Source organism: Mycobacterium sp. (assembly GCF_052144515.1).
Taxonomy (GTDB): domain Bacteria; phylum Actinomycetota; class Actinomycetes; order Mycobacteriales; family Mycobacteriaceae; genus Mycobacterium.
In genome coordinates, this window is the sequence record NZ_JBKQQD010000434.1 from 1 (window position 1) to 24,150 (window position 24,150).

The window sequence follows — 24,150 nt, forward strand, 5'->3', positions numbered from 1 at the left end:
CCCCCACGCCCCCAACCTCTGCGCCGGCGCCGCCCTCCCCGTCGAGGCCGCCCTCGACGATGCGGCACTCGCGGGTGTCCGTTCGGAATTCCCTGGGCTGGATGTGGTTTCGATCTCACCGTTCGGTCGGTCCGGCCCGTGGCGGGACCGGCCGTGGACCGAGTTCACCCTGCAGGCGACGGCCGGTTCGACGGGCGGCCGCGGGTTTCCCGACCGCCCGCCCGTCTACGCCGGGGGCCGGCTGGGAGAGTGGATCGCCGGCAGCTATGCGGGGGTGGCGGCACTGGTGCTGCGCACCGCGGCTCGGCGACGCGCTCAGCGGGCTCAGCATATCGACGTGTCGATGCTTGAATGTGTATGCGCCGCAATGTCGCTGTACGCTCCGTTGACCGCAAGCCTGTCCGGCAAGCCGCCGCCCGGGCGGACCGTGGAGATTCCCTCCGTCGAGCGCAGCGCGGACGGCTGGATCGGTTTTTGCACCATCACCGGCCAGATGTTTCTCGACTTCTTGCTGATGATCGACCGGGCCGACCTGCTCGACGACCAAACGATCATCGACCCAAAGCTGCGCCAGGACCGATACAGCGAGTTTCAGAAGATCATCGAGGAATGGACGACGACGCTGCCGAGCGCGGCGATCGAGGACATCGCGAGTGCGATGCGCATCCCGGTCTCGGCGCTGGGCACGCCCGAAACCATCACGGCCAATGAGCATTTCGCGGCGCGCGGCGTGTTCGTTCAGCACCCATCCGGATTCGTGCAGCCCCGCCGCCCCTACCTCGTCGACGGTGAGGCGGGGCCGCCACCGCGGCCCGCGCCACAGTTCGGCGCCGACACCGACGCTGTGCATTGGCCTGCCCGCGGGCCTCGAGGCGGCGGCCTGAGCGACGGTGATCCGCTGGCGGGTCTGCGAGTCATCGACCTGACCGGCTTCTGGGCCGGCCCGGCGGCCACCCAGGTGCTGGCCGCGTTCGGCGCCGACATCATCAAGGTGGAATCCACCCAGCGTCCCGACGGGATGCGCTTCACCTCCACCCGGCCGCCTTCGGTGGACGGCTGGTGGGAATGGGGAGCGGCCTTCCAGGGCGCCAATGCCGGAAAGCGAGGCATCACCCTCGACCTGAATCGGCCGGAGGGGCGCGAGGCGTTGCTGGCGCTCGTTGCGCAGGCCGACGTGTTGATCGAGAACTACTCCCCACGCGTCTTGGACAACTTCGGCATCACGTGGGAGTTGCTGCAGGGTGTCAATAGCCGGTTCACCTTGGTGCGGATGCCGGCCTTCGGCCTCGACGGCCCCTGGCGCGATCGCACCGGGTTCGCGCAGACCATGGAGCAGGCCACCGGGCTGGCCTGGATGACGGGCTATCCGGACGCGGCGCCGATGGTGCTCAAAGGACCGTGCGATCCGACGGCCGGACTGCACGCGGTGGTGGCCACCCTGGCGGCGCTGGAGAAGGTCGACGAACTGGGCCGCGGTGTGTTCGTCGAAGTGCCCATGGTCGAAACGGCGCTGAACGTCGCCGCCGAAGTCGTCATCGAATACCACGCGTACGGCGCCGAGTTGGTGCGAGCAGGCAACCGCGGGCCCGTGGCCGCGCCGCAGAACCTCTATCGCTGCTCAGGGCCCGGCGACGATGCGTGGCTCGCCTTGGCCATTGCCACCGACCAGCAGTGGCGGGCGCTGCGCGCGGTGCTGTCCGAGCCCGAGTGGGCGCGGGCGCCCGAGCTCGCCGACGCGGCCGGCCGACGGCGTGCCCACGATGCGATCGACGAGCAGCTGGCGGCCTTCTGTGCAGGCCGCGATGCCTCCAAACTTGCCGAAACTCTTGTGACACAGGGTATCCCGGCTGCGCATGTAGTGCCGCCGTGGCAAGCGTTGGATAACCCCCAATTCGCCGCACGGGATTTCGCGGAGACCGTTCACCACCCGGTCGTCGGTGTGCACCGCATGCCCGGTCTGCCGATGCGGCTGGCGGGCCGACGCCGACCGTGGTTCACGCGGCCGGCTCCGACACTGGGACAACACAATGACGAGGTGCTGCTCAGCGCCGCAGACTTAACTGCTGACCGGGTCGCCGAGTTGCGGCGGTCTGGCGTCGTCGGCGAAAGACCGGATAACCTATGAGCCGGCATCCTTTTCGTGACGTCGCCATAGTCGCCGCATACAACACCCCGCAAGCGCGGGTCCTGGAAGGCCACACCGCCTTTTCGATCACGCTGGCGGCGGTTCGCGGCGCGCTCGCCGAGGCCGATGTGGCGGCCACCGAAGTCGACGCCGTGTTCAGCAAGCATGCCCCCGAACTGATCTATGCATTAGGCATCGGACCGGTATGGAACTCCAACTCCAAGGGCGGCATCGCCGGTGTTCTCCAGGCGGCCGGTCTGATCGCGACCGGCCTTGCGCATACCGTGTTGCTGGCCGACGGTGAGGCGGGGGTCTACACCGAGCGGGCCGCGACCGCGCCCTGGACCCGTCCGGCAAACGAGTTCGTGGTGCCGTTCGGCCTCTACACCGCAGCGGAATTCGCTTTGATCGCCCGCCGCCACATGCACGTGTACGGCACCTCCGAGGAGCAGGTGGCCCGACAAATGGCCGAAGTAGCCGCCACCATCCGCAACAACGGGCACGTCAACCCCGAGGCCGTCTACTACGGCCGCGGCCCGTTCACCGCATCGGATGTGTTGTCGTCGCGAATGGTCACCGAGCCGTTCCACCTGCTGGACTGTGCGACGACTTCCGAAGGTGGCTGCGGCCTGCTGATGACCACCGCCGAACGGGCCGCCGATCTCCCCGGCGGTGCCGTGTACATCCTGGGGGGCGGCCTGGACTGCCTCGGGCCCGCGTATCGTCACGCTCCAAGTTGGGACCTCACCGGGCGCGGCAGCGACATCCCGAACGGTTACGTCGGGCGACGCGCAGCGCGCAGCGCCTTCGCGATGGCGGGACTGCGGCCGGCCGACGTGGACATCTGCGAGCTGTACGACCCGTTCTCGTTCGAAATCATCCGCCAATTCGAGGCTTTCGAGTTCTGCGGAGACGGCGAAGGCGGCGACTTCGTGATGGACGGCCGCATTGGGCCCCACGGCCAATTCCCGATCACGACGGACGGCGGGTTGATGTCATACAGCCATGGCGGCGGTGTCGTACAGCTGACCCAGCGGGTCGCGCGCGGTGTCCACCAGCTGCAGAAGCAGTGCCGCAGCCGGCAGGTCCCCGATGCCCGGGTTGCGCTGTGCAGCAACGGTGGGGCGGGAGCGCTGTTCACCGACCTCGTGCTGCTGGGGAGTGAGCGCCCATGACGACAGTCATGGAGCCGCAGCGGCCGGGTATCCCATTGCCGGAGCCGACACCGGTGTCCGCGCCGTTCTGGGAAGGCTGTGCCGCCGGAGAACTGCGCTACCAGCGCTGCCAGTCCTGCGGGCACGCCGAGTTCGACCCGGCGTGGGAGTGCCGGGCGTGTGGCGCCGAAAGCCTCGTTTGGCAGGTCAGCGCCGGACGTGGCGAGGTGTACAGCCACACCGTCGTATGGCGGCCCCAGGCACCGGAATTCACCGTGCCCTACGCGGTGGTGATCGTGTCATTCGACGAGGGCTTCGCGGTACTGACCAATCTGATCGGCTGTCCGGTCGGCGACGTGCGAGTGGGACTTCGCGTGCGAGTCACATTCCGGGACATGGGTGCGATCACCCTGCCTTACGTCGAACCGGAAACGGAAGGCAGACATGGGCATTGATCTCATCCTCGACATGGCTTGCGGCGCGCTGCCCGACCGGGTGGTGCTCGGCCGGCGCGACGAAGGGCTTACCCTGGCCGACCTCGACCGGGCGGTCACGGGCGGCGCCGCCGTGCTGCGCGCGGCGGGTGCCGGCAGCGTCGCCTATGTCGGATTGAACGGCCCAGTCCTGCCCGCCTTGCTGTTCGCGGCGCCACGGGCGGGAATTCCGCTGGCACCACTGAACTATCGGGCCTCGGCGGGCCAGTTGAACGCATTGATCGCCGAACTCGACCGACCCTATGTCGTGGCCGATCGTGCGTTCGCACAGTCCGTGCCGGCCGCCGCGCTGTCGGAGGATTGGCTGGCCCTGGCGCTGGGTACCGATCCCGCGGCGCCAGCTGCGGTGCGCGACGACGATCCGGCCGTGTTGTTGTTCACCAGCGGCACCACCTCGAAGCCAAAAGGCGTGCTGTTGCGGCACTCTCACCTGCTGAGCTACGTGCTGGAGAGCGTCGAATTCGGCTCCGTCGCCGAGGACGACGCGATCCTCATCAGCGTGCCGCCCTACCACATCGCGGGCATCGGCTCGGTGCTGAGCAATCTGTATGCGGGTCGGCGGATGACCTACCTGCCGGACTTCAGCGCTCACGAGTGGCTCGCCCTGGTCCGAGAGGATCGGATGACCCACGCCATGGTGGTGCCGACCATGTTGGCTCGCATCGTCGCCGAACTCGACGGCGCGACCGCGGAAGCTCCGGCGCTGCGCTCGATCGCCTACGGAGGCGCCCGGATGCCGTCGAACGTCCTGCGCGCGGCGCTGGCCGCGTTCCCGGGGGCCGATTTCGTCAACGCGTACGGACTGACCGAAACCAGTTCCACCATTGCGGTTTTAGGTCCGGAAGTCCACCGCGCCGCGTTGGCGGGCGACCCGCTGGCGGTCAGCAGGCTCGGTTCGGTGGGGCGGATGATCCCCGGCGTGGAATGCCAGATCCGGGGCGATCAGGGGCAACCACTTGCGCCCGGCGAGACGGGGCAGATCTGGGTGCGCGGCGCACAGGTGTCCGGCGAATATCAGGGCGTGGGTTCGGTACTCGACGAAAACGACTGGTTCTGCACCCGCGATCAGGGACGCCTCGACGCCGACGGCTACCTGTTCGTCGACGGACGTGTCGACGACACGATCATCCGCGGCGGCGAGAACATCGCGCCGGCAGAGATCGAAGACGTCCTGGTCGAGCATCCTGCGGTCGACCAGGTGGTCGTCGTGGGTGCGCCGGACGAGGAGTGGGGTGAACGCATCGTCGCGGTGGTGGTTCCCGCGGCCGGTGCCGACCCCTACCCCGAAGATCTGCGCGCGTTCGTGAGATCGCGATTGCGGTCCTCGCGCACACCGGACGAGGTGGTGTTCCGATCCGACCTCCCGTACACCGCAACCGGCAAGGTGGTGCGGCGAGAGCTCGTGGCGAACGTCGAGGAGAGAAAGACAGGCACATGACCACAGATCACGCCGCGGAGCTGCTGGGCCTCACCGATGCGGTTGCCCTGGTCACCGGCGCCGCCGGCGGCATCCCGAAGGCTACGGCGATCGCCTTGGCCAAAGCCGGCGCCCACGTCGCGGTCGTCGACATCGCCGACGAGTTCACCGCCCAGACCGTCAAGGAGATCGAGGCGCTGGGTCGTCGGGCCATCGCGCTGCACGCCGACGTCCGGCGCGTCGACGATGTGCACGCCATGGTGGAGGCGACGCGCAGCGAGCTGGGGCCCGTCACCGTCGCGGTCAACGGCGTCGGCAGCCTGGGCGCCGCCACGCCGAAGTCGTTCCTGGACTACACCGTCGAGGAGTGGAACGGTCCGATCGAGCTCAACCTGACCTCCACGATGCTGTGCATGCAGGCCGAGGCCGCCGCCATGATCCGCGATGGAATCGCCGGACGGATCGTCAATTTCGGCTCGACGAGCGGAGTGACCGCCGCACCGTCGGTGTCGCACTACGGTGCGGCAAACGCCGGAGTCATCCACCTGACCAAGTCCATCGCGCTCGAGCTCGCGCGGTACGACATCCGGGTCAACTGCGTGGTGCCCGGTACCCACAACATCGATCGGACCGGTCGGGAGACCCCGACGTCACGCCGGCCAGAACAGGCCGAGTTCTTACGCCGCGCGGCCGAGGCTACCCCGCAGAAACGCCTGGGGCTGGCCGAAGAGACCGCGGGTGTCGCGCTGTTCCTCGCCTCCAATCTCTCGTCGTACATGACGGGGCACGCCGTGATTTCCGACGGTGGCATCACCCACACCACCGCACGCCCACCGGTCGGCGCGCTAAGACCGCTGGCGCTCAGGGATATCGGAAATGACAATGAGTGATCTGGAAATCTTCGACTGCCACTGCCACATCTTGCGCACTGCCGAGCACAGCTGCGATCTCTACAGCAACCTGTTGAGATTCAGTGCCGCGATGGGGCTGCCTGACAAGCCGAGCTTCTTCGGCACGCCCGACGAAGCCGAAAAGGTTATGGACGCCACCGGCATTGCACACATGAACATCCTGATGTTCACCTGGTCGGGTGTGTATTGGCGGCAGGGGCAAAACATCCTGCCGGACGAACCTGCCGACCGGCTGCGCGAGACTGAAGACCTGCGGCGGCGAATCGTGCGGCGGATCCAGGACAACAACAGCTGGGCGCTCGAGCAGGTCGCGGCCAGTCCGCGGTTGAGCTGCTTCGTGGGTGTCGACCCCGTGCTGATGGATGAGCAGACGCTACTGGCCGAGGTGGACAACGGGATTCGCCGTGGAGCGATCGGCGTCAAGCATGTGCCGATGAATCACGGCACCGAGGGTGATGACCCTCGAATGTGGCTGGTCTATGACTATTGCGCCAGCGCGGGAATCCCGATCCTGACGCAGGCAGCCGGGTTCATGCCGGGCCGGCCCCGCTTCTACGCCAAAGCGCTCGACGACTTCCCCAAGCTCAAGCTGATCTTCGCCCATCTCGGGCATGACCGGCAGTTCGGTCAGGGCGCCGACGCGGAGGTTGTCGAGCTGGCGCAGAGCTATCCGGGTGTGCACACCGATGTCTCACTGCGGCTGATCGAGGTTGTCGACGGTCATGTGAGCCCGGAAGACCTGGTCGCCCATCTCCGCGCGATCGGCACCGACCGGGTGCTGTTCGGCAGTAACTGGGTCATCAGCGAATACCTGTGGATGCGGGCTCATGCCGGGGTCACCCCGGCCACCAGTCACGACCGGCTGGATCGCGAGCTCGAGGTGCTCAGGCGCCTGCCGCTGACTGACGAAGAGCGGGCCGACTTGGCGTCACGCAACTTTCGCCGGCTGACGGGGATGGCGTCATGAGCCGTGAGTTGCTGCATGTGGCGGTGGTGACGGGTGCCAGTCGCGGCATCGGTCGCGCAATCGCGCGACGGCTGGCCGCCGACGGCATAGCCGTCGCCGCGGTTTCGCGGTCGATGCGGGCCGGCGACGGCGAGTTCGCCGGGTCGCTGCAAGAAACCGTCGCACAGATCACCGCCGACGGCGGCCGGGCAGTGGCCATCTCCTTCGACCTGGCCGATGTGGCCGCCGACCGGCGCAAAATCATTGATGCGGCAGGCGACGAATTCGGCGCCCCCGTCGACATCGTGGTGAACAATGCGGCCGCGGCGCGGCATTTCGACATGTTGTTCGCCGACATGACTCGGCGGGTGTTCTTCGAAGCGGTCGAGACAAACGTCTGGGCGGCATGGGAGTTGGCCATCGCAGCGGTACCCGGTATGCGCGAGCGCGGAGCCGGCTGGATTCTGAACATATCCTCGTCGCAGGCCGGCCCCAGGCTGGGACCACCGTTCGCGGACAACCCCACCAACGGCGCTGCACTGTACGGCGGGACCAAAGCGTTCATCGACCGCATCACCACCGGCGCGGCCATGGACCTCTACGACGACAACATCGCCGTCAATGCCCTGGCACCCGAATACCAAGTCGCGACCGACAACGCGCTTACGGTTTCCGGCGTCCGAGTGGACAATTCCGAGCCGGAGGAGACCATCGCCGAGGCCGCGCTGGCGCTGTGCACCGGTAACCCGAAGACGCTGACCGGTCGAATCGCCTACAACCTCTCACTGCTCGTCGAGCTCGAGCGCCCGGTGCGCGGGCTCGACGGAACGGCCCTGCTGCCGGGTTGGCAGCCGGGCGAGATCGATGCCAGCCGGCTGCGGGTGCCATACGTGCAGACCGGATCGCGAAACCAACTGTGAGGAAAGGAAAACCATGCCTCTGCAACCGTCAATGAAACTCATCTCGGTGGACGACCATCTGATTGAGCATCCCAAGGTCTGGACCGACCGGCTGCCACAGAAGTACCTGGAGCGGTGCCCCCGCATTGTCGACGAACCGTCACCGTCCGGCGGCCTCCCTATCCAGGTCTGGTACTACGAGGACAAGCGATTCCCGGCGATCGGCCTCAACGCCGTCGCCGGAAAGAAACCGGAGGATTTCGGCGTCGAGCCGGTTCGGTACGCCGACATGATTCCCGGCTGCTACGACCCCAAGGCGCGGCTGGTAGACATGAATCTGGACGGAGTCTACGGGGCCGCAAATTTCCCGTCCTTCCCGCGCTTTGCCGGCGGCCTGTTCACCAAGGAGAGTGAGGACTTCGATCTCGCGCTCGCGTGCGTACAGGCCTACAACGACTACGTCATCGACGAGTGGTGCGCGGTCGCTCCACACCGGTTCATTCCGCTGATCATCCTGCCATTGTGGGATCCCGACCGTTGTGTCACCGAAATCGAACGGTGTGCGGCCAAGGGCGCCAAGGGGATCACCTTCCCGGAGAACACCGTGCCGCTGGGGCTGCCGTCGATCTACACCGACCACTGGGAGAAGGTGTTCTCCACCGCCGAAGAGACGGACATGCCGCTGTGCATGCACTTCGGGTCCTCGGGCTCGCCGCCGGTGACCGCGCCGGAGGCGCCGTACGCCGTCACGATCGCGCTGTACGGCACCAACTCCATGTCAGCCACCGCACATCTGCTGTTTTCGCCGGTGTTCCACCGCCATCCGAAGCTGAAGGTGGCACTCTCGGAGGGCGGCATCGGTTGGGTGCCCTATCTGTTGGAACGCATCGACGGCACCTGGGAACGTCACCGCTGGTATCAGAACGTGGTTAAAGACGTTCGGCCATCGGATCTGTTCCACAAGCACATCTACGGTTGCTTCATCGACGATGTAGCGGGCTTGAAGGCGCGGTACGACATCGGCATCGGCAACATGACGTGGGAATGCGACTACCCGCATTCCGACTCGTACTGGCCACACAGCCGCCGCTACGCCGAGAAGGTGTTCGCCGACATCCCCGACGACGAGGTTCATCAGATCGTCGAGTTGAACACCCGCGGGCTGTTCAACTTCTATGAGGAGACGGTGAATTGACTCTAGGGTCCGGTCGAGACATCAATGCTTCGGATTGGACGGAACGTGATCTGCTCACGCGGGAACTCGCTGTGCAGCGGTTGGCCGACGACGAAGCGGCGACCAAGGCCGAACTGACAGCGTTGCTGGCCCGCGACAACGCCGATCCAGACGCCATCGCCCACCTGGAGCGACGGCTGAAGGCGCTCGAAGTGACTCGGCGAAACCTACTGTCGGACTCGGGCACCGAATAACGCCGAAGTGGCCGAACATAATTCCGGCCGACGGCCGCCGGCGCAATCCGCGGCGAGTCTGACCCATGCGGTCCGGCCGTCGAAGCCCGGGCAAGCGCATTGCCGTTCCAGTCAGTGGATTCTCGGGCGAATAGACCGTCGCCGAACCATAGCCTGTTGTAGCGGCCGCGACCAGATGGCCGCGCAATCGGGGAAGCAGGGTAAACGCCGACTATGACACCGCGTGCCGACGATTGCGGCCTGCTTGCGGGGCTGCGGGTCCTGGAGGTGTCCGAGACCATCGCGGGTGCCTACGCGGGCAAGCTTTTTGCCGATGTGGGTGCCGACGTAGTGCTCTCCGAGCCGGCCGGTGGTCATCGGCTGCGCGGAAGCGGAGCGGGTTGCACCGAGGAGCCACTGTTCGCTTTCCTTGCCGCGGGTAAGACCGCCACCACCCGGAACTGGGTCGAGCTCGCCGACGACGCCGATGTGGTGCTTGTCGAATCGGTGAGCCAGCCCGATCCCGATCTGCTGGAACGGCTGGCGGAGCGGTCCGTCGTGGTCGCGATCACCCCATGGGGATTGACCGGGCCGTACGCGGACTCCGCACGTCCCTGGACGGAATTCACCCTGCAGGCCGAGGCCGGTTCGTTGAGTAACCGCGGCGAACCGGCATTCTATCCGCTGGCACTCGGTGGGGCCGAAACGCTCTGGGTGGCAGGGTCATTCGCGGCCACCGCCGGTCTGGGGGCCGTCGCAGGGATGAGGCGGCACGGTGCTGGCGAACTCGTCGATGTGTCGCTGTTGGAGGTGACGACCTATGCCGCGACCATGTTCGCCGACGTCGCGGCCACGCTGAGCAAAGCGTCTCATGAGCCGACCGTGCAGCGCCGTCGTCTCATCCCGTCGGTGGAGCCGGCTTTGGACGGCTGGGTCGGTTTCAACCTGGCGTCGGCCCAGAATCTCGAGGATTTTCTGGTGCTGATCGAGCGGCCCGACTGGCTTGCCGACGAGGACATCAAGTCATACGTGGGACGGTACCGCCGGTCGGCGGAGTTCACCGCGGCGGTGCGCTCGTGGACCATTCAACGGACTGTGGCCGAGATCGTCGAGGCTGCGTCGGCGTTTCGCATTCCATGCTCGCCAGTTCACAGTGGGGCAACGCTTCTCGACGACCCGCAGGTGCGGGCCCGCGGGTTCTATGTCGAAGACGCTTCGGGGCGGTTCCGCCAACCGTCGGCGCCGTTCCTGTTCGACGGCGTTCGGCCGCCGTCAGCGCGCCCTCTGACCCAACCGAGCGCCGACGCCGGATTCACCCCGCCGATCGAGTCCGTCCGCGGCCGCAGTGACGAAGGGGAACCGCCCGCGGGATCGCTGCCGCTTGCCGGGCTGCGCGTGGTGGACCTGGGCAACTGGTGGGTCGGGTCGCTAGTGGGGACGATCCTGGGTTCGTTGGGGGCCGATGTCATCAAGATCGAGTCGACGCGTCGCGTCGACGGGGCGCGGATGCTGGGCGGCACCATTACCGACGACGAATTGTGGTGGGAGTACGGCTGGATCAATCTCGGTGCCAACCACAACAAGCGGGCCGTGACGCTCGACTTCTCCACACCGCGAGGTTTGGAGTTGATCAAACGGTTGATTATCGACGCCGACGTGCTGCTGGAAAATTACGCCCCCCGCGTGCTTGAGAACGTCGGAATCGACTGGGCGGGCGCGCGGGCGCTCAATCCAGATATCGTGATGCTTCGCATGCCCGCGTTCGGGCTGTCCGGACCGAACCGTGACATGGTGGGCTACGCCCAGACTGTCGAGCAGTATTCCGGAATGTGTTGGCGCACAGGCTATCCGGACGGACCGCCGACCAACCCTAGCGGACCCGCCGATCCGATGGCCGGCTCCAACGCGGCATTCGCGTTGCTGGCCGTGCTGCACCACCGGGAACGAACCGGCCGGGGAATGCTCGTCGAGGCACCACTGGCGGAGGCCGCGTTGACGATGACCGCCGAGCAGGTGATCGAATGGACCGCCAATCACCGGCTGCTGGAACGCGACGGTAACCACCTCAGAGGCCATGCCCCCCAAGGGGTTTACGCCGGCATTGGCACCGAACAGTGGCTGGCGATCTCGGTGGTCACCGACGAGCAGTGGCGAGCGCTGGCGGACTACACCGGCATATCCGGTTGGGACGACTCCGTTCTGGCAAATGCGGACGGCCGTTACGAGCGCCGCGACCAGCTTGACGAGGATTTGAGCGCGTGGGCGGCGACCCGCGACGTCGCCGCCGCGGCCGAGCAGCTGGTCAGGCTCGGCGTACCCGCCGCTCGTGCCGTCGATCAGCGATTCGTCCACGAACACCCGCAAATTGCCGCCCGGGGCTACTTCGAGGACATCGATCATCCCGTGCACGGGCTGATACCTCTCCCGGTGTTGCCCTTCCGATATCGGCGCGTCAGCAGGTGGTCGTACCAGGCACCGCCCACGGTGGGACAGCACAACCACGAGGTGTTGGAGAAGGATTTGGGGTTGTCCCGCGCAGACATTCAGCAACTTGCGGACGACGGCCTCGTCGGCTGTCGGCCAGCCGGTCTATAGCCGCCATTCGATCAAAGGAGATCACACACGATGACGACCGCACTCGCTGCGAAGAGGCTCGCCGCGGGCTTCAGCTGGACGGAATGTCCACGCTGGCAACCCAACTCGTCCGGAGGCCGGTTCCACTTCTCCGACATGTACAACGGCCGCATCGTCGCCGTCGACGACGCCGGGCACACCGAAACGCTGATCGACCTGTCCAGCAGGGAGGGTCTCGACGGCCAGTCGATCGTCGCGATCGGCACCGGATTCCTGCCGGACGGTAGGCTGCTGGTCAACTCGATGTTCGAACGAATCGTCCTGGCCTACGACGGATCCGAGACCAGCGTCTACGCCGACTTCCGCGATCTGGCCATCGGTCCGATCAACGACATGGTTGTCGACGCAGCGGGCCGCCTCTACGTCACCCAGCTGGGCTGCAATCTGTTCGCCGGGGAACCCCCAGCGGAGTCGCCGATCCTCATCGTTGAACCCGACGGCACCCCCCGCGCCGCCGATGAGGCGGGGCCCTTGATGGGCGCCAACGGCATCGCGATCTCGGCGGACGGCCGCACCCTGGTGACCGCGGAGACGTTTGCCGACAAGATCACCGCCTTCGATATCGCGCCGGACGGCAAGCTCACCGGGAAGCGCACCTTCGCAGACATGCAGGGCGGCTTTCCCGACGGGCTCTGCCTCGATGAGGAGGGCGCGGTCTGGACGGCCCTCACTGCGGCCGGACGGGTGGTCCGAGTCGTGGAGGGCGGGGAGGTCGTCGCCGAGGTCAGTCCGCCCCAGGCCGAGTGCGGCGTTTCCACCGCGTGCGGACTCGGCGGCCAAGACCGCCGCACGCTCTACATCTGCTGCGGCTTCGAAGTCTTCGACTCCGAGAAGTCGCGGCGCGAAGCCCAAGGCTCGATCTGGACCGCGCGGGTGCCGGTCTCAGGCGGCTCGACCCGTCCCTGATCACAATCGGCTGAAGGAAATCCCATGACATTCCTGGACTTTTCCGATCGCGTGGTGATCGTCACCGGTGCCGGTCGTGGGTTGGGTCGCGCCTACGCCGAGCTGCTGGCCGCCCGCGGCGCCGCGGTCGTCGTCAACGACACCGGCGGCACGGTCGACGGCACCCTGCGGGGCGAGGAGCCGGCCGCCGAGGTCGTCGCCGGCATTCAGGCCATTGGTGGCCGAGCGGTGGTGTCCACGGCGACGGTGGCGACCGAGGACGGGGCGCAAGCCATCGTCGACGCCGCGGTCGCGGCATTTGGGCGCATCGACGCGGTCATCAATAATGCCGGAATTTACTTTGTGCGCCCGTGGTTGGATGTCTCGCCGGCGGACTATCAGCGCTTCCTCGACGTGCACTACTTCGGCAGCGTCTTGGTCTGTCGGGCCGCTTGGCCGCACCTCATCGAGTCCGGCGGCGGCCGGATCGTGAACACCGTGTCCAGCGCGATGCTCGGGGTGCCGGACATGGTGCATTACGGCTCCGCGAAGGGAGCGGTGTACGGCCTCACGCGCAACCTGGCCGTCGCAGGTGCCGAGCACGGCATCAAGGTCAACGCCGTCGCCCCCGGCGCCGGTACCCGGATGCTGGACGAGGCCGCCGACGCGCTGCCGCCGGGCACCGTCGAGTACATGAAGGAAGCGATGCCGCCGCGGCTGGTCGCACCTGTTGCGGCCTACCTGGCACACGAAAGCTGTTCCCTCACTGGTGAAGTGCTCAATGCCGCCGGCGGGGCGGTGAATCGGCTGGTGGTGGCCAACACGGCCGGAATCGCCGATCCCGAATTGACGCCGGAAACGGTCGCCGACCGGTTAGGCGAGATCCTGGCGATCGGGGCGGTGGAGCCTACGCCACTTATGCTGCCGACGCCGGTGGTGGGGTCGTGAGCGGCGAATGGACCGTCGAGGTCGATCGTCAAGCTTGCGTCGGAAACAAGATGTGCATCGCCGCAGCACCTGATCTGTTCGACTTCGTCGACGGCAAGTCGGCGGTGCGCACCAGCCTGCATGTCCCGTCGCCGGAGCTCATCGAAGCTTACGAGTCATGCCCGGTGTCGGCCATCGTGTTGCGTGACGAAAACGGCCAAGAAATCGAACCCGAAGCCTGAAACCGGAGAAGCCAATGACGCAAACAGTTCCTGGGTACCCGTTCCCCCCGACCCCGCTCGAGCAAGCGGTTGAGCACTATCACCGGTTGCTCGAGGACCGGGCGATGACCAAGGTGACCATGCCGTTCGGCGGTGACGTCTGGGTCATCCACCGGTATCACGCCTGCAAACAGATGTTGGAGAGCCCAAAGTTCGTGCGAGGGCCGTTCGCCCGCGGGGAGCAGCCGACGCCGTACTTCGTGCACTTCCCCGACTTCCTCACGACGACAATCCAGTTCGCCGACCCGCCGAACCACACGCGGCTGCGCAAGCTCGTCGCCAAGGCGTTCACGGTCCGCCGGATAGACAAATTGCGGACCGGCACGCAGCGCATTGCAGACGAACTCCTCGACGGCATGGCGGCGAAAGGCGCGCCGGCCAACCTCGTCACGGAATTCTCGCTCCCGCTACCCATCCGGGTGATCTCGGAGCTCCTGGGAGTGCCGCTTTCCGACCGCGACAAGTTCGTCAACTGGAGCAAGTCCACACTCGCGACGTCCGGGATGACTGAACAGGAGATCGCCCAGGCCGGTGCCGAGTTGTACGTGTACCTGGCCGAGCTGGTCGCCGCCCGGCGAGAAGAGCCGCGCGACGATCTCCTCAGCGCGCTGGCCGCGGCGCGCGACGCAGACGATTCCCTCACCGATGAAGAGATCCTGACCATGGCCATGGTCATCATCGTCGGCGGGTTCGACAACACGGCTAACTTCATCAACCTCGGTGTGGTTGCGCTGTTGCGCAACCCTGACCAGTTGAACATCCTGCTGGCCGATATCGACGGCGTGGTGCCCACCACCGTCGAGGAGGTCTTGCGGCACGGGCATTTCGCCGTGGGTGAAAACGTCACCGGCTCAGGCGGACTCCCGCCGTTCGCGGCCGCCGACGACGTGGAGATCGACGGCGTGCTGATCAGGAAAGGCGAAGCCGCGCTGATCGACCCCGCCGCCGCCAATCACGACCCGGCCGCATTCGACAATCCGGGTGCGTTCGACGTGACTCGTACGCCCAACCGCCATCTCACCTTGAGCCATGGCATCCACCATTGCCTCGGAGCGCCACTGGCGCGAATGGAAATGCAAGTTGCTATCGCGTCGCTCTTCAAGAGGTTTCCCACGCTGCGGCTCGCCGGCGACCCGGAGTACGCGACCGAGTACCTAACGGCGGGCATGTCGGTCCTTCCGGTGACCTGGTGACGCCGTGACCGACCAGCCCGCCCGCGTCGTGGTCGCCGGGACCCGACCGGGTTCCCGGCGTCCGGAGATGGACGTCACCTGATGGCAAAGATCACCACCCTGGACGAGTTCGAGGCCGCCTACAAGGCTGGGCTGGGCGAGCCCATGCCGCCGCATCGGCCGTGGCGGACGGTGACCGAGGAATGGCTCGCGCGCTACGCCGACGGTGCCGGCGACTACAACCCGCTGTTCAAGGACCGCGACTACGCCGAGCGCGGGGTGTACCACAGCGTGGTTGCTTCGCCGGGGTTTTTGTTCTCGATCGATTTCGGGGCGAATGCCTCCATCTGGGGCCATATCCCCGAGGCCGATGTGTCGATGCACGATCTGACAATTTTGTACATCGGAGCAACCGCCGAGTGGTTTCGGCCGATCTGGCTCGGAGATCGAGTACGCAGCATCGAGACGCCCACCGACATCCGCAGAACGACGACTCAACAGGTCGGCGAGGCGTTGATCTGCACCGGAACCACCGAGTACTGGAACTCCCGAGCCGAGCTGGTGGCGCGACTGACCAACCAGATGTTGCGCTTCCGCAATCCCGGCACCGGCGTCGCGTCGTCGACGGTTGGAGCGGATGGCCCCCGCATAGCGCCGGACCCGCTCGTGTGGAACCGCGTCCGTCGCGGCGGCGAAACCCGATACTGGGAAACGGTTTCCGCGGGCGATGCCATCCCCGAGCTGCCCAAGGGCACGTACACGACGACCGAGCTCTACCTGTTCAGCCATGGCGCGCTGAGCACCCGGCGGTCCCGGCAGGTCGACGAGGGAACGATCGACATGGGTGCCGGCGGCCGTGCGGATCCGGAGTATGCGCGCCAGGCCAGGGCTCAGGCGGCCTCGTTCGACTTCGGCCCGCAACGGATCTGCTGGCTTACCCAAGCGATCACCGACTGGATGGGCGACCACGGCACGTTGGTGAAGATGTCAGCACGACTGCGGCGGCCAAACCTGGTTGGCGACACTAACACTGTGCGTGGCACCGTCACGCGGACCTATCGCGACGACGACGACGCTTGCTACGCAGAGGTCGAAGTGGAAAACATCAACCAGACAGGAGAGGTCACCGCGAGCGGACTGGCAACCGTGAAATTGCCTGCGCGGGGATCGACTTCAACAACAAGCCTGCTGTTCGCGCCGACCGCCGAGGGCGAAGCCGGCATCTACAACTGATCGGAGAAAGGACCAGTATGCACCTGCGACCAGGCCTGCGGCTCAACAGCGTGGTGTCCGGCGCGCAGGTCATCGTCGTACGGGCCCCCAAAGCGGATGTAGATCTTCGCTGCGGTGGCCTGCCGATGGTGACCGGAGACGCGCCCGTCTCGGGCGAGGCCGGTGGCAACGGCGAGCCCCTTGTCATCGGCAAACGTTACGCCGACAGCAGCGGTGAGCTCGAGGTGCTCTGCACCAAGCCCGGTGCGGGTGATCTCAGCCTCGGCGACGAGCCGCTCGCCATCAAAGTGGTTAAACCGCTGCCCGCCTCGGACTGAAAAGGGAATCGAAGATGAACAAGTTGTGTCGGGACCTCGGTATCGAATACCCGATCTTCGCCTTCAGCCACTGCCGGGACGTCGTCGCGGCGGTGTCCCGCTCGGGCGGGATGGGCGTGCTCGGGGTCGTCGCCATGTCGCCCGAGGAAATCGACATCGACTTGCGCTGGCTAGAAGAGCATTCCGCCGGCCGTCCGTACGGAGTCGACGTCGCCTTGCCGGTGACGACGGCGGATCGGGACGCCGCAATGACGGGCTCGGCCGAAGACATCCATGCTCGACTGGAACGGTCGATTCCGGCGGAGCACCGTGCGTTCGCCGAGGAAATTCTGCAGCGCTACAACGTTCCTCTGCTGCCCGAATCGGATGGCCAGCACAAGGATTGGACCACCGAGGGATTCACCGCATCCGGCGGGGAAGAGCAAATCGAAGTCATCCTCAACCACGACCACCGCTTACTGGTGAGTGCGCTGGGGCCGCCACCGGCGTGGGTGGTCGAGCGCGCACACGAGCGTGGGGCGAAGGTCGGCTCGCTTGTCGGCAAGCCCCGCCAAGCGGTGCGCAATGTCGAGCTCGGCGTCGATCTCATCATTGCGCAGTCCTACGAGGCCGCCGCCCACACCGGTGAGATCGGCTCAATCGTGCTGATTCCCGACGTCGTCGATGCGGCCGGCGACATCCCCGTCCTCGCCGCCGGCGGTATCGGCTCGGGTCGCCAAATGGCGGCCGCGATGTGCCTCGGGGCCCAAGGCGTCTGGACCGGATCGATCTGGATGACCTGCCGCGAGGCGCCGACGGAGGCGTATCGGGTCGAGCGGATGCTCGAGATGGCGTCGACGGACACCGTCCGGTCCAAGGCCCAGTCCGGGAAACCGAACCGCCAGATCCGCACGCCGTGGACGGAGGCTTGGGACGGCCCGGGCAGCCCCGGGCCGCTGCCCATGCCACTGCAGTACCTGCTATACGCCGACGCCACCGCACGGGCCAAGCGCGCCGGTGTCTACGAACTCGTCGGCGGCCCCATCGGTCAGATAGTGAGCCGCATGACGAAAGTGCAGCCGGCGAGCGAGATCGTGCTGAACATGGTGGAGGAATACTTAGAAACGCTGCAGCGCATGAGCGCTCAATACGAGGAGTTGACCGCGAACTGACCGGCTGGCCGCCGTTGCAGGACAAGAGCTTACGAGCGGAGACCGCCCCAAGCCCGAGCATTCACGTGCGATAGGAGGCGGGCACGATGTCGGCGGGGTCGGGAATGATCTTCTCGTTGACCAGACGTTCGAAAAACGCCGTCATGCACTCCGAACCGCTGTGGTATTCGTAGATTTTGTCGTCCGGAAACCCGAACTCTTTCAGCTTTGCCGTGTCAGAAACGGCGTCATATCCCACCATGAGGCTCTTGTCCAGGAAGGTGTAGTTCAGGAGACACTCCAAGTCGTTCGCGGCCAAGGAGTGTGCTGATTGGAGACTCTTCCATATCGTCGGTGCGTCCGGCCCGGCCACCAATTCAGAAGACTCTCCCAGAAGTCTTCGCACCGGGTCCGCGGGTTCCATTCCGAACCATGCCGCGATATCGCCCCAGGCCTGCCGCCAGCTGAACGGCGGACAAGAAGGGCAATTGAAAGCCTGGTTCGGATAATCCGTGCTCCACGCCGCCACCACGGCAATTTTCTCCGAGGTGTTGAGGTTGATCATCGCGTTGTAGCACGCCTCCGTGCCGGGAAACCTCAGCGGCTTGCCCTTAGCTTTAAGGATAGACGCGTAAGTTGCGAGCGCGATGCCGAACGATTGCGTCGACGGGCGGAGTTCGGGGGCCAAACCGATGATGAACGTCGGACGCACTTCGTTCCAACTGAAGCCGTCCTCAGCGGAGCGCCGCCGCACAAAGTCCTGCATGTCGAAATAGCTGAGAGGACCCGGGGCCTTAGCGATGTCTTCCTGGAAAGGGGAGGCGTAGCCCGGCCACAGGCTTGGCCCCAGATGCATCCCGTAATGTTTGCCCCCCGTTCCCAATACGAAGACCCGCAGGGGGGCGTCGATCTCCTTGAGCGCGTCTAAGACGTTCTTGATCCACAACTGGTTTCGCTCGTTGACGCCGCTCCCTGCCAGGCGTGCCATGGTGGCGTACAGTCGATGGCCAACGAATTGCGGGCTCACTTTCACGAGTCGATGGATCACGGGCGCAAGCCGATCGGTCACCGCGAGGAGTCGGCGCGTCGTCAGCACATTCCCGAGCTTGGGGGGCCGGTTGGCTTCGGTAAACCAATAGACGTCGGTGACCGCGGGAGATCCTATGTCGACCAGGCCCTTGACCAACGCCTCCTTGTCGTCGAGATTGCACCTCAGCGGAACGTATTTCCGGGGGGTTCGCGACGCGAACGTCTTCTCGTCCACGGAGAGGGCCAGGCAAATGACGGCGTCGTGTTCGGCTCCGCGTTCATTCAAGAGGTGAGGAACGATGGCATTAGCGGCCATTCCCGTGCCGCCGACGACGAGAGCTACCTTTCTCATCCCAACTCCATCCCTAGTTCTCCTTCAGCCTGCAGTGCGTGAGTAGTCCCCGCATGGGCCCCGCAGCGCCTCGGCTGCCATGATCACGGCAACGACATGCCGGTGCTCAGGCCGCCGTCGGCGACGAACTGGGACCCGGTGCAGTAGCTCGATTCGTCGCTGGCCAGAAAGACGATCAGCGCGGCGATCTCTTCCGGCCGAGCCAGGCGTTGCAGGGTATTGAGCCCGGTCGTCCGCGCCTGCTCGGCAGCGACGCCGATGAACGGCGTGGCGACGCCACCCGGGTGGATGGAATTCACCCGAATGCCCAAGGGCGCGAATTCCCGAGCGGCCGACTTGGTCAGACCGGTCAGGCCATGCTTCGACGCCGTGTAGCCGTGAGACGGACTTACGCCGTTTAGCCCGGCGTATGACGATACGTTGATCACCGAGGCGGGTGCACTTCGTGCCAGCGCTTCTGCAGCAGTTGACAATCCCAGAAACGGGCCGGTCAAGTTGACCTCAAGGATGTGCTCCCACAACTGACGTGGATGATTCACCAAGGTGTGTGGCCCGGTGACCCCTGCGCCATTGACGAGCACATTGAGTACACCAAATGTCTCCTCTGTGTACCGAACGACTCGACACCAGGCCGCCTCGTCGGTGACGTCCAGATGCTGGAACACCGCGTGTTCACCGACATCTGCGGCCAAGGCAGCACCCTGCCGATCGGCCACATCAGCCACGACAACCCGGGCGCCCTGGGCCACCAGGGCGCGCGAGGTCGCCGCGCCGATTCCCGACGCGCCACCCGTGACGATCGCTACCTTGCGGTCCAGCCTGCCCATGCCGCTCCAACCTTTTCTCTGCCGTTTCCCGTGGCAATACGTGATGGCCGCTGCTGCTGAGCGATGATCGGCTGGCTGTCTGGTAACCGAGCTGCCGGATCACGTCAGCTGAACTGCCAGCGATGGCCCCAGTAGCTGTCCGCGGTGATTTCCTCAGCCGTATAGGATGTTTCGTCGACGAGCATGCCGTCGCAACCCACTTCGAGGTCCCACCCTCCCGGGGTCCGGACGTAGAACGAGATCATCTTGTCATTGGTATGTCGTCCGAGGGTGGACGAGATGTGGCATCCGTCCGCGACCGCACGGTCCAGCGCGCGGCCGACCTCGTCGAGCGTCTCGAATTCCACCATGACGTGTACCAGCGCCGGGGGCTTGAGCCTCGGAGACGGAAGGATGGCCAGGCTGTGGTGGCGGGAGTTGACACCTAAGAACCTCAATCGCACGGGTCCGAACCCTGGCGGTGTGGGCAGGCGCAAAGCCCCGCGAGGGAGGAATCCCAGCGTCTCGACATAGAAGCGGTACGCAGCATCCAGGTCGCTGACCGGCACCACGACGTGCCCAACACCCAACTTGCCTGTCCTGAAACGATTTCCGTCCAGCGCGGCAACCGGCGAATGGTCAAGCGCCGGGCCATAGAACACCTCGAGCGGAGTTGACCCGGGCGCTTCGAAGGACAGGCCGGCTTCCACGCGCCTGGCATCGGCGTCCTCGTTGGACAGCGGCTTGGTTGCGACTCCCGCGTCCTCGATCGCGGACTGCACCCGACGTAAAGCCAAGTGATCACGCACTTCCCAACCGATCGCGTCCACCTTGTCGACATCTCCGGGCAGCAGGATGAGGCGTCCGACGCGCTCATCCATCCGGAGATAGAGCGCATCTGGTTCCGGTCCGTTGCCCTGGGCGAATCCGATCGTGTCGAAAGCGAACCGCCGCCATCTTTCGATGTCGGCGACCCGGACTCGAAGGTAGCCGAGCGAGCTGATATCGCTCACTGCTGTTGTCCCTCCAATTGCCGATACTTGCACCCGGAGGCCGCTAGATCATCGCCCGCAGGTTCTCTGGCGGCTCGAGACCCATCGTCGCCAGGGCCGTGGCGTGGTACACGGTCCCGGGGCTGTGGATCGCGTGCTGAAGCCCGACGTGGGCGTCGCGCCAGAACCGCTGCAGCGGATTGCTCCTGCGCGCCGCGTTGCCCCCGGAACGCGCGAAGATTTCGTCAGCGGCGTGGACTGCCCGCCACGCGCATCGAATCTGGTTGCGCCGCACCATCGCCCGGTCCGCGAAGGTGATCGGATGTCCGGCGTCGGCGAGGTCGTAGAGCCTGCTGATGCCGTCAAGCAACTGGAGGCGAGCCGCTGCGATATCGGCTGCCGCATCTGAGATCGCGTACAGCGCGTAGGGATCGTCCTTGATCTTGGTGCCCATGGCGGTCACCCGGCCGCGCTGGTAGTCGAGGTGCGCCGCCAAGGCACCCTCGGTGATCCCGATCACCGCTGCAGTGATTCCCAGCGGGAACATCGCCCAGAAGGGAATCTTATAGACCGTCTCCGTGCGGCCGGCTCGCTCAGCGGCCGGCTGTCCTTCGGCCACCTGCGCGAAGTCGACCGTGCGGTATTCGGGGATGAAAGCGCCATCGACAACGATGTCCTTGCTGCCGGTCCCGCTCAGCCCGATTACGTCCCACGAGTCATCGATTATGGTGTAGTCCCTGCGGGGCAGTACCACATGCATTGACTTGACCGGCTGTGCGGGCTTACCGTCGGGCCCGCCGACGAGAGCACCCAGGAAGATCCAGTCGCAGTGATCGGTGCCGGACGAGAAGTTCCACCGGCCCTTGAGCGTGTAGCCGCCGTCGGTCGGCGTTGCCACGCCCTGTGCGGCGTAGGGCGACGCGATCCAGGTATCCGGGTTCTCCCCCCAGACCTCGGCCTGCAGTTTGCGATCCATCAGCGCCATTTCCCACGGGTGCACCCCTCCAACGCCGCATACCCAGCCGGTCGACCCGCAGGACTTGGCCACCGCCATGACCGCTTCGGCGAAATCGCGCGGATGCGCGGCGTAACCGCCGAAGTCGGTCGGCTGGAGCATGCGCATCACGCCGGCCTGGCGAATCAGCTTCACGCTTTCGTCGGAAAGCTTGCCCAGGCGTTCGGTTTCGTCGGCCGTCGACGCCAGCTGCTCGGCGATCTCTGCGACTTGGCCAATTACTTCGTGCGACATCGACGCACCTCCGGTATTGGTATCAGGCATGAGGACTGGTCGCCTGTTGGGGACATGCCCACGGTAGATCGCGGCGCTCGTTGTCGGCGCCTGAATACCGCTGGCTGGAAGGACCTTGCTACGGGGCGGCTCGGCCGAACGAGGGTTTCGGTCACCGGAATCATTGCGGCCCGCTGAGCAGGCAGGCCCTAAGATCGGGCGGCGCGTTGGAGGTCGGGTCCGGAGGCGGAAGGACATCGTGGTGCAGTGGGACGCTGAATGTGACGTTCTGGTCATCGGTTCCGGGGGAGGTGCCCTAACCGGTGCCTACACTGCCGCCCGCGAGGGACTGCGGGTCATCATGGTGGAGGCGACCGACCGGGTCGGTGGCATGACGGCGTATTCCGGTGGGGGAATGTGGTTTCCGTGCAATCCCGTGCTGCGCCGCGTGGGCGACGATGACACCATCGAAGATGCGCTCGCCTATTTCCGTGCCGTGGTGGGCAACCAGACGCCTGCCGACCTGCAGGAGGCGTTCGTGACGGGTGGCGCCCCGCTGGTGGAATACCTCGAAGAAGACTCGACGTTCGAGTTTTGCGTGCTGCCGTGGCCGGACTATTTCGGCGAAGCACCGCACGCACGGCCCAAAGGCCGTCACATCATTCCAGCGCCAATTTCGGCCGACCAACTGGGCGCGCTTCGCAATCTGCTGCGCCCTCCGCTGGCCACGGACCGGGGCACAGAGGATCCGCCGGAACAGCTGAGCGGGGGACAGGCGTTGATCGGCCGCTTTCTGCTGGCGCTGGAAAAGCTGCCAAACATGCAGCTATGGATCAACGCCCGCTGCGGTGAATTGTTTTGCAACGGCAGAGTGGCCGGCGCGACGGTCAACACGCCCGAAGGCGACCGGCACATCCGGGCCGACCGTGGGGTCCTTATCGCGGCAGGCGGCTTCGAGCGAAATGATTTGTTACGCAAGGCGTTCGCGGTACCCGGGTCTAGTCGTGACTCGATGGGACCGCCCGGCAACTGCGGTGCCGCGCTAGAGGCTGCCGTGCGGATCGGAGCGGACCTGGACATGATGGCGGAGGCGTGGTGGGCGCCCGGGCTGACGCATCCCGACGGCAGTTCGACGTTCTCGCTGTGGTTTTCCGGCGGCATCTTCGTCAATGACAGGGGGCGACGGTTCACCAACGAATCCGCCGCCTACGATCGCGCCGCCCGCGATGTGTTAGCGGAGATGCGGGCCGGCCGGATATCTCTGCCCTACTGGCTGATCTACGACAGCCGGGCCGGCCGACGGCCCCCGGTCATGTTTACCGGCATCCCGATCACCGCACCCGACGCCTATGTCCAAGCCGGGCTGTGGCATTCCGCTGAGTCTCTCGCCGGCCTCGCCAACGAGATCGGGCTTCCGGCCGATCAGCTGATCGAAACAGTCAAGCGGTTCAACAGATTCGCTGCCTCCGGGGTCGACGAGGATTTCGGCCGTGGCGCCGAGCCGTTCGACAAGTCGGTACCGGGCAGCCCCAGCCCGCTGGTGCCCATTGATCAGCCGCCTTTCCGGGCTGCCGCATTCGGGTTGTCTGACCTGGGAACCAAAGGTGGATTGCGTACCGATGCCGGTGCACATGTGCTAGACGTGCACGGAAAAGTCATTCCCGGCCTGTATGCCGCGGGTAACTCGATGGCAGCGGTGAGCGGGACGACCTATCCCGGTGGCGGCAATCCAGTCGGTGCGTCGATGGTGTTCAGTCACCGTGCGGCACTGGACATGGTGAAAGGCCCTGTGCCCGAGGTGCATTGACGAT

Annotated in this window: 22 protein-coding genes; 18 read left to right on the forward strand and 4 right to left on the reverse strand. The window is 65.8% G+C overall.

Annotated features, from left to right (window positions below):
* The 17 genes from ACLP9N_RS29495 to ACLP9N_RS29575 all read left to right on the forward strand — a co-directional run.
* On the forward strand, window positions 1-2,125 hold a 2,125-nt coding region (locus ACLP9N_RS29495; protein WP_442410683.1), incomplete at its 5' end, for a CoA transferase.
* Complete coding sequence (locus ACLP9N_RS29500) at window positions 2,122-3,300, forward strand: thiolase family protein (RefSeq protein ID WP_442410684.1); 1,179 nt, start codon at window positions 2,122-2,124, stop codon at window positions 3,298-3,300. The genes ACLP9N_RS29495 and ACLP9N_RS29500, both read left to right, overlap by 4 nt.
* Window positions 3,297-3,734 carry a Zn-ribbon domain-containing OB-fold protein gene (locus ACLP9N_RS29505; RefSeq protein ID WP_442410685.1) on the forward strand — a complete coding sequence of 146 codons (438 nt, stop codon included), beginning with the start codon at window positions 3,297-3,299 and terminating at the stop codon, window positions 3,732-3,734. Before ACLP9N_RS29500 ends, ACLP9N_RS29505 begins: the two co-directional genes overlap by 4 nt.
* On the forward strand, window positions 3,724-5,211 hold the full coding sequence (locus ACLP9N_RS29510) for an AMP-binding protein (RefSeq protein ID WP_442410686.1): 1,488 nt from the start codon (window positions 3,724-3,726) through the stop codon (window positions 5,209-5,211). Before ACLP9N_RS29505 ends, ACLP9N_RS29510 begins: the two co-directional genes overlap by 11 nt.
* On the forward strand, window positions 5,208-6,080 hold the full coding sequence (locus ACLP9N_RS29515; protein ID WP_442410687.1) for an SDR family NAD(P)-dependent oxidoreductase: 873 nt from the start codon (window positions 5,208-5,210) through the stop codon (window positions 6,078-6,080). The genes ACLP9N_RS29510 and ACLP9N_RS29515 overlap by 4 nt, the downstream gene beginning before the upstream one ends.
* Window positions 6,073-7,068 carry an amidohydrolase family protein gene (locus tag ACLP9N_RS29520; RefSeq protein ID WP_442410688.1) on the forward strand — a complete coding sequence of 332 codons (996 nt, stop codon included), beginning with the start codon at window positions 6,073-6,075 and terminating at the stop codon, window positions 7,066-7,068. The genes ACLP9N_RS29515 and ACLP9N_RS29520 overlap by 8 nt, the downstream gene beginning before the upstream one ends.
* Entirely contained in the window at window positions 7,065-7,967 is a 903-nt protein-coding gene (locus ACLP9N_RS29525) for an SDR family NAD(P)-dependent oxidoreductase (protein ID WP_442410689.1), read from the forward strand. The genes ACLP9N_RS29520 and ACLP9N_RS29525 overlap by 4 nt, the downstream gene beginning before the upstream one ends.
* A gap of 13 nt (window positions 7,968-7,980) precedes the next feature.
* Window positions 7,981-9,141, forward strand: a complete 1,161-nt coding sequence (locus ACLP9N_RS29530) for an amidohydrolase family protein (protein WP_442410690.1) — start codon at window positions 7,981-7,983, stop codon at window positions 9,139-9,141.
* Window positions 9,138-9,374 carry a hypothetical protein gene (locus ACLP9N_RS29535; RefSeq protein WP_442410691.1) on the forward strand — a complete coding sequence of 79 codons (237 nt, stop codon included), beginning with the start codon at window positions 9,138-9,140 and terminating at the stop codon, window positions 9,372-9,374. Before ACLP9N_RS29530 ends, ACLP9N_RS29535 begins: the two co-directional genes overlap by 4 nt.
* Window positions 9,375-9,587: 213 nt before the next feature.
* Window positions 9,588-11,948 carry a CoA transferase gene (locus ACLP9N_RS29540; protein WP_442410692.1) on the forward strand — a complete coding sequence of 787 codons (2,361 nt, stop codon included), beginning with the start codon at window positions 9,588-9,590 and terminating at the stop codon, window positions 11,946-11,948.
* A gap of 30 nt (window positions 11,949-11,978) precedes the next feature.
* On the forward strand, window positions 11,979-12,893 hold the full coding sequence (locus ACLP9N_RS29545) for an SMP-30/gluconolactonase/LRE family protein (protein WP_442410693.1): 915 nt from the start codon (window positions 11,979-11,981) through the stop codon (window positions 12,891-12,893).
* A 24-nt stretch (window positions 12,894-12,917) separates the two neighbouring features.
* Window positions 12,918-13,820, forward strand: coding sequence for an SDR family NAD(P)-dependent oxidoreductase (locus ACLP9N_RS29550; RefSeq protein WP_442410694.1), 903 nt, complete (start codon window positions 12,918-12,920; stop codon window positions 13,818-13,820).
* Window positions 13,817-14,041 (forward strand): ferredoxin, encoded by a 225-nt coding sequence (locus tag ACLP9N_RS29555; RefSeq protein WP_442410695.1) that lies wholly within the window; start codon window positions 13,817-13,819, stop codon window positions 14,039-14,041. Before ACLP9N_RS29550 ends, ACLP9N_RS29555 begins: the two co-directional genes overlap by 4 nt.
* A 14-nt stretch (window positions 14,042-14,055) precedes the next feature.
* On the forward strand, window positions 14,056-15,273 hold the full coding sequence (locus ACLP9N_RS29560; protein WP_442410696.1) for a cytochrome P450: 1,218 nt from the start codon (window positions 14,056-14,058) through the stop codon (window positions 15,271-15,273).
* 81 nt (window positions 15,274-15,354) lie between these two features.
* Window positions 15,355-16,485 carry an FAS1-like dehydratase domain-containing protein gene (locus tag ACLP9N_RS29565; RefSeq protein ID WP_442410697.1) on the forward strand — a complete coding sequence of 377 codons (1,131 nt, stop codon included), beginning with the start codon at window positions 15,355-15,357 and terminating at the stop codon, window positions 16,483-16,485.
* A gap of 17 nt (window positions 16,486-16,502) precedes the next feature.
* A complete protein-coding gene (locus ACLP9N_RS29570; RefSeq protein WP_442410698.1) occupies window positions 16,503-16,802 on the forward strand; it encodes a hypothetical protein in 300 nt (99 codons plus the stop codon).
* Between the two features lie 14 nt (window positions 16,803-16,816).
* Window positions 16,817-17,953, forward strand: coding sequence for an NAD(P)H-dependent flavin oxidoreductase (locus ACLP9N_RS29575; RefSeq protein WP_442410699.1), 1,137 nt, complete (start codon window positions 16,817-16,819; stop codon window positions 17,951-17,953).
* A 61-nt stretch (window positions 17,954-18,014) separates the two neighbouring features.
* Here the strand turns inward: ACLP9N_RS29575 and ACLP9N_RS29580 are convergent, their stop codons facing one another.
* The 4 genes from ACLP9N_RS29580 to ACLP9N_RS29595 all read right to left on the reverse strand — a co-directional run bounded on the left by ACLP9N_RS29580 (window position 18,015) and on the right by ACLP9N_RS29595 (window position 22,360).
* Window positions 18,015-19,313, reverse strand: a complete 1,299-nt coding sequence (locus ACLP9N_RS29580) for a hypothetical protein (RefSeq protein ID WP_442410700.1) — start codon at window positions 19,311-19,313, stop codon at window positions 18,015-18,017.
* A gap of 83 nt (window positions 19,314-19,396) precedes the next feature.
* A complete protein-coding gene (locus ACLP9N_RS29585; protein WP_442410701.1) occupies window positions 19,397-20,140 on the reverse strand; it encodes an SDR family NAD(P)-dependent oxidoreductase in 744 nt (247 codons plus the stop codon).
* 104 nt (window positions 20,141-20,244) lie between these two features.
* Window positions 20,245-21,132 (reverse strand): VOC family protein, encoded by an 888-nt coding sequence (locus tag ACLP9N_RS29590; protein WP_442410702.1) that lies wholly within the window; start codon window positions 21,130-21,132, stop codon window positions 20,245-20,247.
* 43 nt (window positions 21,133-21,175) lie between these two features.
* The gene (locus ACLP9N_RS29595) at window positions 21,176-22,360 is read right to left on the reverse strand and encodes an acyl-CoA dehydrogenase family protein (RefSeq protein WP_442410703.1); all 1,185 of its coding nucleotides are present in this window, start codon (window positions 22,358-22,360) and stop codon (window positions 21,176-21,178) included.
* 238 nt (window positions 22,361-22,598) lie between these two features.
* On the opposite strand from ACLP9N_RS29595, the gene ACLP9N_RS29600 reads away from it, so the two are divergent.
* Entirely contained in the window at window positions 22,599-24,146 is a 1,548-nt protein-coding gene (locus ACLP9N_RS29600; RefSeq protein ID WP_442410704.1) for an FAD-binding protein, read from the forward strand.
* The last annotated feature ends 4 nt before the right edge of the window (window positions 24,147-24,150 follow it).

What these genes read in the sequence shown, in the direction of transcription:
- ACLP9N_RS29530 (WP_442410690.1), top strand. Translation starts at nt 7,981, where the DNA reads ATGCCTCTGCAACCGTCAATGAAACTCATCTCGGTGGACGACCATCTG.
- ACLP9N_RS29515 (WP_442410687.1), top strand. Translation starts at nt 5,208, where the DNA reads ATGACCACAGATCACGCCGCGGAGCTGCTGGGCCTCACCGATGCGGTT.
- ACLP9N_RS29595 (WP_442410703.1), bottom strand. Translation starts at nt 22,360, where the DNA reads ATGTCGCACGAAGTAATTGGCCAAGTCGCAGAGATCGCCGAGCAGCTG.
- ACLP9N_RS29565 (WP_442410697.1), top strand. Translation starts at nt 15,355, where the DNA reads ATGGCAAAGATCACCACCCTGGACGAGTTCGAGGCCGCCTACAAGGCT.
- ACLP9N_RS29540 (WP_442410692.1), top strand. Translation starts at nt 9,588, where the DNA reads ATGACACCGCGTGCCGACGATTGCGGCCTGCTTGCGGGGCTGCGGGTC.
- ACLP9N_RS29570 (WP_442410698.1), top strand. Translation starts at nt 16,503, where the DNA reads ATGCACCTGCGACCAGGCCTGCGGCTCAACAGCGTGGTGTCCGGCGCG.
- ACLP9N_RS29585 (WP_442410701.1), bottom strand. Translation starts at nt 20,140, where the DNA reads ATGGGCAGGCTGGACCGCAAGGTAGCGATCGTCACGGGTGGCGCGTCG.
- ACLP9N_RS29520 (WP_442410688.1), top strand. Translation starts at nt 6,073, where the DNA reads ATGAGTGATCTGGAAATCTTCGACTGCCACTGCCACATCTTGCGCACT.
- ACLP9N_RS29510 (WP_442410686.1), top strand. Translation starts at nt 3,724, where the DNA reads ATGGGCATTGATCTCATCCTCGACATGGCTTGCGGCGCGCTGCCCGAC.
- ACLP9N_RS29560 (WP_442410696.1), top strand. Translation starts at nt 14,056, where the DNA reads ATGACGCAAACAGTTCCTGGGTACCCGTTCCCCCCGACCCCGCTCGAG.
- ACLP9N_RS29550 (WP_442410694.1), top strand. Translation starts at nt 12,918, where the DNA reads ATGACATTCCTGGACTTTTCCGATCGCGTGGTGATCGTCACCGGTGCC.
- ACLP9N_RS29580 (WP_442410700.1), bottom strand. Translation starts at nt 19,313, where the DNA reads ATGAGAAAGGTAGCTCTCGTCGTCGGCGGCACGGGAATGGCCGCTAAT.
- ACLP9N_RS29505 (WP_442410685.1), top strand. Translation starts at nt 3,297, where the DNA reads ATGACGACAGTCATGGAGCCGCAGCGGCCGGGTATCCCATTGCCGGAG.
- ACLP9N_RS29545 (WP_442410693.1), top strand. Translation starts at nt 11,979, where the DNA reads ATGACGACCGCACTCGCTGCGAAGAGGCTCGCCGCGGGCTTCAGCTGG.
- ACLP9N_RS29525 (WP_442410689.1), top strand. Translation starts at nt 7,065, where the DNA reads ATGAGCCGTGAGTTGCTGCATGTGGCGGTGGTGACGGGTGCCAGTCGC.
- ACLP9N_RS29575 (WP_442410699.1), top strand. Translation starts at nt 16,817, where the DNA reads ATGAACAAGTTGTGTCGGGACCTCGGTATCGAATACCCGATCTTCGCC.
- ACLP9N_RS29500 (WP_442410684.1), top strand. Translation starts at nt 2,122, where the DNA reads ATGAGCCGGCATCCTTTTCGTGACGTCGCCATAGTCGCCGCATACAAC.